This window comes from Thaumasiovibrio subtropicus, assembly GCF_019703835.1.
Taxonomy (GTDB): Bacteria; Pseudomonadota; Gammaproteobacteria; order Enterobacterales; family Vibrionaceae; genus Thaumasiovibrio; species Thaumasiovibrio subtropicus.
In genome coordinates this window covers 1336009-1349052 of record NZ_AP023054.1, presented here as the reverse complement: position 1 = coordinate 1349052, position 13044 = coordinate 1336009, and the positions used below count along the sequence as shown (strand labels likewise).

General features: G+C 48.5%; 11 protein-coding genes. 4 read left to right on the top strand and 7 right to left on the bottom strand.

Going from position 1 to position 13044, the window contains the following annotated elements:
- Window positions 1-156: 156 nt before the first annotated feature.
- Window positions 157-2028 carry a winged helix-turn-helix domain-containing protein gene (locus TSUB_RS06300; RefSeq protein WP_159064942.1) on the bottom strand — a complete coding sequence of 624 codons (1872 nt, stop codon included), beginning with the start codon at window positions 2026-2028 and terminating at the stop codon, window positions 157-159.
- 202 nt (window positions 2029-2230) lie between these two features.
- Here TSUB_RS06300 and TSUB_RS06295 point away from each other — a divergent pair, with 202 nt between their 5' ends.
- On the top strand, window positions 2231-3016 hold the full coding sequence (locus TSUB_RS06295; RefSeq protein ID WP_087022781.1) for an alpha/beta fold hydrolase: 786 nt from the start codon (window positions 2231-2233) through the stop codon (window positions 3014-3016).
- 178 nt (window positions 3017-3194) lie between these two features.
- On the opposite strand, the gene TSUB_RS06290 is transcribed toward TSUB_RS06295, so the two are convergent.
- Complete coding sequence (locus TSUB_RS06290) at window positions 3195-3986, bottom strand: NAD-dependent epimerase/dehydratase family protein (RefSeq protein ID WP_087022778.1); 792 nt, start codon at window positions 3984-3986, stop codon at window positions 3195-3197.
- Window positions 3987-4301: 315 nt separating this feature from the next.
- On the opposite strand from TSUB_RS06290, the gene TSUB_RS06285 reads away from it, so the two are divergent.
- The 3 genes from TSUB_RS06285 to TSUB_RS06275 all read left to right on the top strand — a co-directional run bounded on the left by TSUB_RS06285 (window position 4302) and on the right by TSUB_RS06275 (window position 7293).
- Window positions 4302-5156, top strand: coding sequence for a MurR/RpiR family transcriptional regulator (locus TSUB_RS06285; RefSeq protein WP_087022775.1), 855 nt, complete (start codon window positions 4302-4304; stop codon window positions 5154-5156).
- 111 nt (window positions 5157-5267) lie between these two features.
- Entirely contained in the window at window positions 5268-6713 is a 1446-nt protein-coding gene (gene pyk / locus TSUB_RS06280) for a pyruvate kinase (protein ID WP_087022771.1), read from the top strand.
- 235 nt (window positions 6714-6948) lie between these two features.
- Window positions 6949-7293 carry a hypothetical protein gene (locus tag TSUB_RS06275; protein ID WP_087022768.1) on the top strand — a complete coding sequence of 115 codons (345 nt, stop codon included), beginning with the start codon at window positions 6949-6951 and terminating at the stop codon, window positions 7291-7293.
- Window positions 7294-7569: 276 nt separating this feature from the next.
- Here the strand turns inward: TSUB_RS06275 and TSUB_RS06270 are convergent, their stop codons facing one another.
- The 5 genes from TSUB_RS06270 to TSUB_RS06250 all read right to left on the bottom strand — a co-directional run bounded on the left by TSUB_RS06270 (window position 7570) and on the right by TSUB_RS06250 (window position 12987).
- Window positions 7570-8157 (bottom strand): HD domain-containing protein, encoded by a 588-nt coding sequence (locus tag TSUB_RS06270; RefSeq protein WP_087022799.1) that lies wholly within the window; start codon window positions 8155-8157, stop codon window positions 7570-7572.
- A gap of 4 nt (window positions 8158-8161) precedes the next feature.
- Window positions 8162-8758: a ribosomal protein S5-alanine N-acetyltransferase gene (gene rimJ, locus TSUB_RS06265; RefSeq protein WP_087022764.1), complete on the bottom strand. Its 597-nt coding sequence runs from the start codon at window positions 8756-8758 to the stop codon at window positions 8162-8164.
- A gap of 1 nt (window position 8759) precedes the next feature.
- Entirely contained in the window at window positions 8760-10322 is a 1563-nt protein-coding gene (tyrR, locus tag TSUB_RS06260; protein ID WP_087022761.1) for a transcriptional regulator TyrR, read from the bottom strand.
- Between the two features lie 245 nt (window positions 10323-10567).
- Window positions 10568-11593: a YcjF family protein gene (locus TSUB_RS06255; RefSeq protein ID WP_087022758.1), complete on the bottom strand. Its 1026-nt coding sequence runs from the start codon at window positions 11591-11593 to the stop codon at window positions 10568-10570.
- A complete protein-coding gene (locus TSUB_RS06250; RefSeq protein ID WP_087022755.1) occupies window positions 11593-12987 on the bottom strand; it encodes a YcjX family GTP-binding protein in 1395 nt (464 codons plus the stop codon). The genes TSUB_RS06255 and TSUB_RS06250 overlap by 1 nt, the downstream gene beginning before the upstream one ends.
- Between the last annotated feature and the right edge of the window lie 57 nt (window positions 12988-13044).

Genomic DNA, 13044 nt, shown 5'->3' with positions numbered 1-13044 from the left:
GAAACCTCAGTCTGATGAAATAAGAGATTTAAATGTAATGCGATACGTGGCCGCGTGGCGCGTTACATGGAACTGAAACTGCTGCTTATTCTCCTTATTGTGTAATGGATTCAGCCCGCGACCTATCGCGGGCCTTTTTTTGTCTTGCGCGCTAGGCTACTGCCATGCAACCCAAGGCAACTCGCCTTCTGACTTAAGCTGATACCGAGCGGTTTGCCTTTGCCACTCTTTAACTTGTTCACTCATCATTGCGGGCGTTGTTTCCATAACCGCTGAAGGCGACACAACTTCCTCAGCCAGTATCAAACGCCATATATCGAGAAGCTGAGCAACATTGCTATACAATGAGTCATCCTTGAGGAAAACACGCCGCTCAATGGCCTCCTCCCCCTGCAATGTTTGCTTAAAGGCGAGGTATGCTTCTAAAAAGTTTATCTGTCCCATCATGACCGCGTCTTGCCGCTGACTTACCATTTTTCGCAATGTTTGAAGTTCTTCTTCGGCATCCATCGTTTGATTGGCATCGATCAACCAGTAAATAAGCTCAAACCGAAGCATCCCTTCCAACCGATAGGACTCCACCCACTGATTAAAGCGCAAGGCTTCTCGTAGTAGGTCCACACGTTGGGCGGATGAATGATGCATCGCGTGCGCATAACGACGAAGTTCAGCCACCAACATTGGGTACTGATGCGATTCACGGACACTGTTCAACTCTGCTTGGCCAGCATATTCCCGCAGCGGACTGCGCGTTAACAACCGAATAACCGATGAACCTGATGGGTTTTCCAGCGTCAGTGCACCCATCGACTGGAGCGTTGCGGCAATCTCGCCACCGTAGGCAAGCCATTGTTGATTCGAGCGAACCGAGTCAGGGTAGCCGCTGGCCTCAAAATGGTAAGTCGCTTGTGAAACATCACCCAACCGAATTTCAATTTCACTTAGCCATAAATGTGCCAAGGTATGCACGACAGCATCGTTAGAGGCGGTCAATATGGATTCAAGCAGCACTTTCGCTGCTTGCTTATCGCCAAGCTCAAACTGACAAATCGCATGTTGAAGCTCACTCCACTCATGCTTGTCATCAATGACGACCGAGGCGGCAAAGTAATGCTGTGCCAACTTGCAACCACGCATTGTCATTGCATGTTGCCCCTTCGCATACTCGTGCATCGCGTTCACTTCAAACGGATAGGGAGCGACTGGGGCCGTTTGAAACTGAGGACGAATTTGCTGATGCAATGCTGCGGCAATGATCGGCATGGACACCGCAAGGTCAGGCTCAACGATATTCCCCTGCTCTTGCTTTCCCCTCTCATCAATCAGGGTATAGGCGAGTTGGTACTCAGATTCAAGCAGGCTCACTTCACCCATAATCAACAGATCCAAATCATGCCTTTGGAGCCAATCGGCTGCATCTGTTCCTGGTTCAAAGCCTCGCCAATCCATTTGCGCTGGAGTCATCACTTCGACGTTAGGATAGAGCATCAAGTCAGTCGCCAACATGTCACTCAAGCCATATCTCACCCACTGGAGAGATGTTTGTGCGGTTGCATTCTCGAAAGGTGCGATCGCAATCCGGAGCAAACTGTCATTGGCAAATTTTTGCGTTTTTGACGGGATCAACAACCAAGTAATGACTAGCGTAATCGCAAGGCTAAGCACCAGAGCGAAATACTTAAAAGAGCGTGATGACTTGCGTTTGATGACTGCTTGCTCTGTTTCAGCAATCCATTGATAGCCTTTATTTGGCACAGTACGAATGAATGAGGGATGACTTGCAGAGTCGCCTAATAGCTTTCGCAATTCCAGAATGGTCTGTGACAGGGCTCGCTCTCGAAACTCGCCCTGATCCCAAACCGCCTGTAGTAAAGTGTCTTTCGACACCACTTCGCCGGGATGTTCGAGAAAGAAAGCTAAAAGCTGAAGTAACTTATGGCGTGTTTGAACTACCACGCCTTTACGAGTCAGTACTTGCTGAGTGGGGTCAAAACAGAACTGACCAAAGCGATATTGATACGACGACAAAATCTCACTCATTCGGCTGAAAAATGTTACAGAACTATAACTTTTTGATTTTTATGTTTCAAACCAACTCCCGCCCCGGCTTTGCACAATAATTTACTGGATTTGATTTCATTTGAAGTGATTTTAACTAATTTGAATTGCAGAAATACGCGCCTAAAGACAAAGATGGAGGAAACAAAGTCACCTAGAACAGGAAAAAACAATGAAAAAATCGCTTATCGCTCTCACACTTACCGCACTTTCAATGTCCGCTTCAGCGACAATGAAATCTCACCTTGTCCTTGTCCACGGGGCGCATTTTGGTGGCGAGTCTTGGCAACAAGTTGAAGCGCAACTGCCCGCATCACTAAACACCATTGCCGTCAATCTACCGGGACGCTCTGAAAAAGAAGATGCGACGCATATTGGCCTTTCCAATACGGCTCAAGCGCTATGTAATACTCTGACCCCGCTCTCCGGCAAAGTACACCTAGCTGCTCACAGCCAAGGCGGCGCAATTGTTAATCATGCACTGGGCATCTGCCCTGAGGTGAATGTTTCGTCGATTACCTATATCTCTGCCGTTGCGCCTCTCATTGGCGAGAAAGCGTTTCAAAACCTCAGTCAACAGGACGAGAACCACTATTTGGCAGCGATTCGCTACAATGAAAACACCCATCGTATGGAGATCTTTGATACACAGCGTTTCTCCGCTGAGTTTGCCCAAGACGCGACGCCAGCTCAAACTCAGCGTCTCATCAACACCGCGATCAATGAACCAGCCCATATCGCAGAAGAGAAAGTCTCATTCAATCAACAGCATTTCAATGCGATAGACAAACACTATGTGTTCACCTTGCAAGACCGCATCATTTCTCTCGCTTCTCAAGTACGCATCGCAAGTCAGATTCACCCGAATCAGATTCACGTCATCGACAGTGGCCATTCGCCAATGGCGACTCACAGTGACGAGTTAGCCGAGATACTCACACTGATCGCCAGTAAGTAGACATCACGTAACAATACATGCACACCAACAAGCCGATGCAATCGCTCAGTGGCGAGCGCTCGGACGCAAGCGCTATAGGGTATCGCTTAACAAGGAGCGTCAAGCGGTATCTCTAAAATTCAATCATCTAGGGCACGATGAAACAGCGCTTGCACTTGTTGGTGTGCCTCGTCAAACGCTATAGTGATTGCAATGACAAACCCAACTGAGCAACGGAGTAGGTTGCATCGATAACTTTCGCGCCTCGCCCTTCATCATCAATAAAGTTAGGCGTGGGTAGACCAAGCTCCGCGGCTTTTCGCGTGTAGTACTCACGCCGACTGGGATGGTCTGCACTCGCTAAATGCAATACTTCACCACTGCCCGCCCCCAGCAAGGCATTAATAATGGCAGTCACGGCGTCTTCCCGCTCAATCAGGTTAACAGGTTGCCCGCCCTGACTGATTTCCGCCTTGCGGACAAGATGCTTCACAGGATGACGTTCGCCACCAATGAGGCCAGACATCCTAATGACCACAACTTGCTCACCCCATGCGGCCAATAACTGCTTTTCGGCCATCAGGTGCGCTTTTCCCGAATCAGTATTAGGTTCACAAGGCGTGCTTTCGGTCACAACACCCGCCACGGCGCCATACACTGACGTTGTGCTAATAAAAACAACCCGCTGACAGCCGGCTTGTTTCGCGGCATCAGACAGCATTTGAATACTGGTCATAAACGCTTCCCCAGATAAAGACTGACGCCTTGGGGGAATATTGATCACCATGGCATCAAACTCTGAAAAGCGTGGCTGAGCAGCGGGCAAGTTAACCACGTGGGCCTCGATGCCCTTTTCGCTCAAGCGTTGCTGTTTTTCCTCAGTCGTCGTGGTACCTAACACGGTTGCACCGGCATCCAGCAGCCGATCGGCGAGGGTTTCACCCAACCAGCCACAACCACAAACTGCGATTTTTTTCCCTTCAAATCTCATTTACATTTCCTACGCGAATGCTGTTGATATCGACTTAGCGTCCATTTGACGGCTTCTTTCCAAACAGAAAATAACTTCCGATTACTTGAAAAAAAGTGACAGAAATAGACCGAATTTCCCGCAATTAATTGCATTTTTCTAGGCAAAAACCACCAAAACTGAAAGTAAAAAACTAGACGTAGCTCAAAATAACACGGCCTAATCAGGTTTTTTTTTCCAAGAAACTGACATTAAGAGGTATAGTTTAAGCATTATATGGTTAACGGTATGTTGTGGCTTTCACAACGATAATCAATCTCGACCGAATATTTCCGAATGAATACCCTCGAAAAAATACAAAAGAATATAGATCAGTTCAGTAAATCTGAACGCAAGGTGGCCGAAGTCATTATTGCTTCACCTCAATCAGCCATCCACTCCAGCATCGCGACGCTTGCGAAGATGGCTGACGTGTCTGAGCCGACAGTGAACCGCTTTTGTCGTCGCCTTGATACCAAAGGCTTCCCTGACTTTAAACTGCACCTCGCCCAAAGCTTGGCGAATGGCACACCTTATGTAAACCGCAATGTCGAAGAGACCGATTCGGCCGAAGCCTATACCAACAAGATTTTCGAATCGACCATGGCGTGCCTTGATGTGGCGAAGAACACTATTGACCCATCGCAAATTAATCGCGCTGTTGACCTATTGACCCAAGCGAAGAAGATTTCCTTCTTCGGCCTCGGTGCGTCAGCGTCGGTTGCGCACGATGCAATGAACAAGTTTTTCCGTTTTAATATTCCGATTATCTGCTTTGATGATGTTGTTATGCAGCGAATGAGTTGTATTAACTGTACGGATGGCGATGTCGTCGTGCTCATTTCTCATACGGGTCGCACAAAAAGCCTTGTCGAAGTCGCACGTGTTGCGCGAGAAAACAACGCGACAGTGATTGGGATTACCGCAAAAGATTCACCGTTAGCCCGCGAGTGCTCGCTGCTTATCACGGTTGAAGCACCAGAAGACACCGACGTCTACATGCCAATGGCTAGCCGTGTTGTACAAATGACGGTAATTGATGTCTTAGCCACCGGCTTTACCCTGCGACGCGGTACCGGCTTTAGAGATAATTTGAGGCGCGTCAAAGACGCGATTAAAGAGTCGCGATTTAGTAAAGAAGACGTGATGTAATCTTAAGCCGCAGCCCAAGAGCTGCGGCTTTTTATCTATACCCAGCGTTCTACGTCAGGGAGTCGTCGACATCAGCGCCGGGATTCCACCATGATTGTCAGGGAGACCGCTATGCCCCATCCGATTCGCCGCACTAAAATTGTCACCACATTAGGCCCCGCTACCGATAAAGATGACGCTGTGCTTGAAGGCATTATTGTCGCAGGCGCTAATGTCGTGAGACTAAATTTTTCTCATGCTACCGCCGAAATTCATAAGCAACGAGCAGAAAAAGTGCGCAAGATTGCGGCTAAATTAGGTAAGCATGTGGCGATCTTAGGCGATCTCCAAGGCCCTAAAATCCGCGTATCGACTTTTAAGGAAGGTCGGATTCAGCTCGACATCGGTGACAAGTTCACCCTCGACAGCGACTTGCCCAAAGGCGAAGGGGATAAAGATGCGGTAGGGCTTGCCTACAAAGATCTCCCTAAAGATGTCCGTACTGGCGATATCTTGCTTCTTGACGATGGGCGCGTACAACTACGTGTCACCAGTGTCGATGGCAACAAAGTCCACACTGAAGTGACTGTTGCAGGCCCCTTATCTGATAACAAAGGAATCAATAAAAAAGGGGGCGGATTATCCGCAGAAGCGCTGACCGAAAAAGACAAGCAAGACATATTAACGGCGGCGGAAATTGGCGTTGATTTTCTTGCCATTAGTTTTCCTCGCAGTGGCGAGGATATGAAGTATGCTCGCTTGCTTGCCCGTGAAGCTGGCCTCAATGCGCAAATGGTCGCGAAAGTTGAGCGTGCCGAAACGGTCGCGACTGATGAGGCATTAGATGACATTGTCAAAGCCTCAGATGTGGTCATGGTGGCTCGAGGTGATTTGGGTGTTGAAATTGGCGATCCCATGCTTGTTGGCGTGCAGAAAAAACTCATCCGCCGCGCGCGTAGTCTTAACCGTACCGTTATTACCGCTACTCAAATGATGGAGTCGATGATTTCCAGCCCTATGCCAACCCGAGCAGAGGTGATGGATGTCGCGAACGCAGTACTCGATGGCACCGATGCGGTCATGCTATCGGCCGAAACGGCAGCAGGCCAATATCCCGTCGAAACGGTGACCTCGATGGCCGAGGTGTGTGTGGGCGCTGAACAGATGAAGAGCGTCAATGTTTCCAATCACCGCATGGACCGTACTTTCCAAAGCATTGAAGAGACCATTGCAATGTCCACTATGTACGCTGCAAACCACCTTGAAGGGGTAAAAGCGATGATATCCCTCACGGAATCTGGTCGCACACCATTGATGATGTCTCGTATCTCTTCTGGGTTGCCTATTTTTGCGCTTTCAAAGAATGAATCCACATTGAATCGCGCTTCACTCTATCGTGGCGTCACACCGGTTTACTTTGACAATGGTGAAAAAGATGGTCTAGCCGCCGCCCAAGATGCCATTGCTACCATTAAAGACAAAGGGCTTATCGACGAAGGGGATACCGTCATTGTCACCCAAGGCGATGTCATGGACACCATGGGCTCAACCAACAAAATGCGTATCTTAACCGCTTAAAACACATACACCTTTACCTCATTTCAAGGGCACATTCATGTGCCCTTTCTTTTGGCTATAGCTTCTGCACTACCCTTCGAGCTAACAAAAAAATCAAAAGAAATTGCGTACAGAATACCAATTAAGTGTTTACAGCATGGCTTAATGCGTATATATTACGCTTAAATTCAACGCAGCACGTATTCGCCGTCTACTACGAGCCTCATCAGTCGGCACTACCAAAAGGGTTAGCTATATGAAAAAAGCCATCTGTTTCTTCTCTCTCTTTAGTCTGTTTGCCGTGCAAGTGAGCGCAGCAACTATCGTTCAACGTCCGAACGGAACGAAAGTCGTGCGTACTCAACCTGTTAAACGTGTTCATGTTCATAAACGCCATATTGGACGCCCTGTGCATCATCGATCTGGCTGGAGCTACTGGGCACACCCACTCGCCACTGCCATCAGTGTCGCGATCATCATGGATGCTGCCGGTAACATGGCGCTAGATGATGATGACCGAGAGTTGATCATCGTGGGTGACGGAAACGAAGTAAAAAATATCTACGAGACACAGAGTCAAGTCGTCATCGTGAAGGGATAACTCAAACAGGTCAGCGAGCTAGGCCAATTTAACTAAAAAGTAGAAATTCCTGAGGGGGAGTATTAAAGCAAGGACGCTTTACTAAGCTAAATGTCACTGCCAATAATTAAGGTGACAGGAGCGCAGTGTTCGCTGTCACTGAGAATCGCATTTAGCTCACTGCACTTTGCTTTTTTCATCGGATTTATTCAGATATTAAAGCACGGGCCTAGGAAGGCCCATTTTTATCTAAAAATGAGCAAGCCTTACAGACTAAAAACACATACCGAATAAACGCTATGCCTTCACCCAGCCTTGTTCAACAGCGTAATCAATCACATGCAACATCTTTTGCCAAAGCACTTCAGAGCCATCTGCGATACGGCCATTCACTGCGACAATTTGATCGCGACTCACACCGTGCTCTACCCAGCTTTGTCCCTGATTATTGTAATTCAGTAACATCGGCATCATGCGATCTAACGCCTTGGCATATTTTGCATCGGCGGTTTTAGCGCTTTCAAATTCTAACCACAGCGATAACAACGCATCAGATTGATCATCGGGTAATAAACCGAATAAACGCTTGGCAGCCGCGAGCTCTTTCTCCTCTTGCTCTGCGCTGGCCGCAGCATCGTAGACAAATGTATCGCCTGCATCGATTTCAACGATGTCATGGATCAAGAGCATTTTAATCACACGGCTAAGATTGACGGGCTCGTTGGCATGTTCTTCTAAAAGAACGGCAAGCAGAGCGACTTGCCAGCTATGCTCAGCGCTGTTTTCACGGCGACCTTCGGCACTTTTTACCTTTGTTTGGCGCAACACAGCTTTGAGTTGATCTATCTCGATGATAAGCGCGAGCTGTTTTTCTAATCGTTGCAATTGTTCAGTCATTCTTCTTATTCCAATCTTGGTTCGTCAATGCCGTTAGGATATGGTCTTCCCATTTTCCATTGATCAACAAATAGTCTTTTGCTTCGCCTTCAATCACAAAGCCTTGCTTAGCCAGCACTTTTGCGCTGCCGTGATTGCGTGGCATGTAACCCGCCATGATTCGATGCAAGTTCTGTTGTTCAAACATCCACTGGTTAGTTGCTGCTAGCGCTTCTGACATCAAGCCTTGACCTTGGCAGTCTTGATCCATCGAGTACCCGACGTAACACGAGTGCATTGGATGACGAAGTACGTTGCTATAGGTAATAACACCGATAATCTCTTTCGCTTCTTTACGGCGAATCACAAAGTAAAATGCCAACTCGTTGCGCTGTAACTCGACGAGTTGGATCATGCGCTGTTGCCAGCCACTCATGGAAAAAAAGTTCTCTTGGCGCTTGGGCTCCCAAGGCGCTAAAAACTCTCGATTTCGAATGTAATACAGACTCAACGCAGAGGCGTCACCTGTGGTTGATAGGGCAACGTGCATTCGTTCTGTATCAAGAATCACAGGTTGTGTTTCGCCACCAAAGCGCAATTTATCCAGCATATTACGACTTATTGATCGCATATTCCCTTAACTTATTGGCAACTGCTGTGTGTGACACTCCTAACCGCTTAGCCAATTTGCGGGTAGAAGGAAATGACTTGTAGAGATTCGAGAGAATCGAGGCTTCATAACGCCCCATGATCTCATCGAGCGTACCATCAAGGGTCGCTTCACTGAGCAAGGTATTACTCTCTACCTCAGGGAGCTGTAAATCGTCAGCATCGAGTTCTCGTCCTTCGACTTGAGAAAGGCTGCGAAGCAAAATATTGCGCAGCTGTCGGATATTGCCCGGCCACGGGTATTGTACGAGCTGCTCTTCTGCTCTTAGGGTAAGCTCTGGCTTTACTTGCTGAAGCTCAGCCGCAAACTGCTTCAAGAACAACTCAGTTAATGGCAAGATATCGGCGTTACGCTCTCGCAATGGCGGCACGGTCAACGACAAGACGTTGAGACGATAGTAGAGATCTTCACGGAACTTTCCTTCTGCAACTAATTCAGACAATTTACGCTGCGTAGAACAGATCACCCGCACATCAACTTTTACCTCTTTCTCTTCGCCAACGCGGCGGAAGGTGCCATCTTGCAGGAAGCGTAAGAGCTTGATCTGTAAATGTGCCGACATCTCGCCGACTTCATAGAGAAATACGGTGCCGCCATCGGCTTGCTCAAAGATACCTTTTTTCGTACTGCCATCTGGCTCAAGGTATCCGAAGAGCTCTGTTTCCGCCGCATTGTCAGGCATTGAGATACTATTGAGCAGTAAGAATGGGCGTTGACTACGTTGTGAACGGTGGTGACAAGCGCGGGCAAGCACTTCTTTACCTGTACCCGTTTCGCCTTGAATGAGCAAAGGCGCATCTAGCAGTGCGAGCTTTTTCGCTTGATTGACGAGCTGTTTGAAGCGGCTAGAGTGCCCAATGAGATGCTCGAACCCGGTATTATCATAGCTCTGGCGCCAAATTGGACGCTGAATACCTGACATCGCCTTTAACAACACCACGGCGCTGGCCAACACTTGCGCTTTGCTTTCATCAGAAACGTAAACAGGCATCACTTCCATGACGTAGTCTAAGCCACCAATCACGACCATTTCGGTATGCATGGGTGCCGTTTCCTGCTCACTCGGTTCATAGTCGCGTTTATGCTGCTCTAACCATTTCGCAAAATTAAACTGACTCAAGTATTGATCAATGGTTTCGCCTTTCATCTCTTCAGAAGGCGTCGAGTAAAGCAGCGATGCCGCCTGATTAGCGAGTGCGACTTTACCGCTCAAATCAACAGAGAACACGGGATCAGGTAGGCTTCCCAATAGAGACTTCAGTTCGCGATGCTCTCGTTCGCCCGGCATAAACTGAATTTTTCGGACATCCAACACGCCATCAATGAGGCGAATTTGTGACATCAATTTACTGAACTGCTCAAACTCTATTTCTGGGCAGTTCAGAAAAATTATCCCCGAGGTATCTATTTCTATCCCACGCAAATCAATCTCTTTTTCAGCGAGGATATCGAGTAACTCACGGGTAAGACCGAGACGGTCTTCACACTGCACTTCAAGACGCATATTGGATGCCTTATCAATTCAATTTCATTAGATTGGGAGATTGAAAACGTGCCCAACCGTTTCCTAGAATGAAAAACTGTCAGCATAAGTTGACAGTCGATAAAGTTTGCGTCGCGCTCAGAGGGGAGTCAAGTCGAGAAGAGTAGAAATATGCGCAACGCAACATCGGTTGCGCATGATTCAACCCATTAGGGGATAATGGGTAACACGATATAGGCAAGTTACCTTAAAATGCTCAGGGTTATTTACTCAGTAGGCTCCTTTCGCCCTTTCAGTAAACGCATCTCTTTCAGCAAATCTTTACGCACGTCACTCATTTTTAACGGTACGTCACCCAGCCAAGGTAAAGGTCTTAGCATTGCCATGGTTTTCAACCCCAATCGTGCCGTTAACAATCCAACACCCAGCCCTTGACCTGCTCGCGCTGAGACTTTACCCGTCAAGTCCATCGACAACATATCCATACTGGCATCAATTGCAATTTCGGTGGCACCCACAAATGCCATGTTTCTTATTAGCTTCTTGATCATCGCAATGCGGGATACATAACTCAGCTCCACACCGTAAAGGTCACAGAGGCGATTAACCATCGAAAACGTTCGCCATGCCACTAGCAACATATCTGCGGTAGCCAGCGGACTGACCGCCACCATTAAGCCGGCTTCCTTTGCATGCTTGGCGACAAGACGCCGCGCCTGCTCATCTTGCTCGCGAAGTACCATGCTATCGAACATTTCCAGTACTTCCCGGTCATTATGGGTGCCCGATAAGGCATGGAGCCATTGATCGTACCCCTCGCCTTTTTTAGCCTCGGCAGACACGATACGCTGACAGTACCCTTTTGCTTCACCAATACCCTCTTTTGCGAGTAAACGCTCTCCCTCTTCGCGCGCAACCTGACGATGACGAAGGCGTTTTAAGTACCACCACTCTCGACCCACTGCCTGTGCGCCCCACAAGGATAAAAAGCCCGCCAAACCACTCCAGCCCAGCGTCAACCAATCTGCTTGCGAGTAGGCAGTAATGACTTGATCAACACTTTGCCAAGCCGCAAGGCCGAGAAAACCCACCAGCGCTGTTTTAAGTGCCCAACGACGTGGCCGTTTTTTCGACGCGGGTTCCGCCGTGACAATCTGGCTCAAGGCTGTCTCACTCTCCTCAGCCATCACTTCAAACTTTGTTTGCTCATCAAAAAGCTGCTGGGTGTTGATCGACACGGTTTCTTCTTCCGGTGTCTGTTGTTCAAAATCAATACGGCCTTTCAATGCCATCAGAACTTATCTCCTAGCAAGTATTGCAGGGCTTTATCCATACGAATATGCGGCAATGGCTCATCACTTTCGATGTTACCGGGACGAAACGGGACAAAATCGAAGCCTTGTTCGTCCCAAAATGCGCTGTTTGGCAAACGCTTGGGGACTTCTCCAGGGAACAGCATCCTAGCCTCACCATCTAAGCCTGTGCCTTGAAGTGCCGCCATCTGTTCACCTTTGTGACTCACAAACCCGGGGGTTGTTGCACTAATTGAAGCCAAACTCATACACTCCATACTGATCCCTTCAAAACTGGCGTGTTGATAGGCTTCATGGATGATCTGCTGCATCAAACTCACCATATGGGGGTGCTGTTCAGGCGTGACATGATCCGCTTTGGTGGCGGCAAATAGCACCTTATCAATGCGAGGAGCAAACAACCGTTTCAGCAGGTTGTTACGACCATAGCGAAAACTGCCCATCAAATGCTCAATGGCTTGGCGCATATCATTAAAGGACTCAGGTCCCGCATTGAGCGGTTGTAAGCAATCAACCAAGATGATCTGGCGATCGAACTTAGAGAAGTGCTGTTTGTAAAATGGCTTGATCACATGCTGTTTGTAATGCTCGAAGCGCGCTTTCAACAAGCCCAACGCGGAATCTTTATCAGCATCCGCCACTTGCTGGGCTGAGACTTGCTCAGGGTCGATAGGAAAGAACTGCAACACTGGCGCGCCAGCAAGTTCACCGGGCAGTACAAAACGCCCCGGTTGCACCCAATGTAAGCCAGCCGCCGATTTGCATTGATAGAGATAATCGGTGTAGTGCTTGGACACCTCGGCGAGCAGCGATTCATCGGCAGCTTGAGACCAGTCACGGTCTCGCATCGATTCGCGCCATGTCGCGGCTAGCGTCTCACGCTTGCCTTTTAGCGAGGCAAACTGTTGTTCCGACCATGCATAAAAATCGAGTTCTAACATGGGTAAGTCAAGCAGCCACTCGCCCGGGTAATCAATGATATCTAAGTAGAGTGTGGCGCTATTTTGCAGATACTTTAATGCCCCTTGTTGCGGCACATATTTCAGCGCCAAGCGTATCTGACTAACGTCATTGGTTGGCTGAGGCCAACTTGGCGGGTCGGAAAGCAGCCGCCCCATTCCTTCGTCGTAACCAAACCTCGCCATACACAAATCTGGCTGAGGGACACGCTTAGCACCTTGCAAAACACCGTCCCGAACTGGCGCAAACAACGGCAGTCTCGGGTTTGTACTTACATGGAGCAACTGATTGACCAGTGAGGTGATAAAAGCTGTTTTACCTGCGGTTGACAAACCTGTCACCGCCAAACGTATGTGCCTGTCTAGGCCTCGGCTCACCCACTTATTTACTTCATCGCCAATACTGACTCGCATAGAGATACAACCACTCCCAAAGAAAAACCGCTGAGGTGAATGAGTCACCTCAGCAAG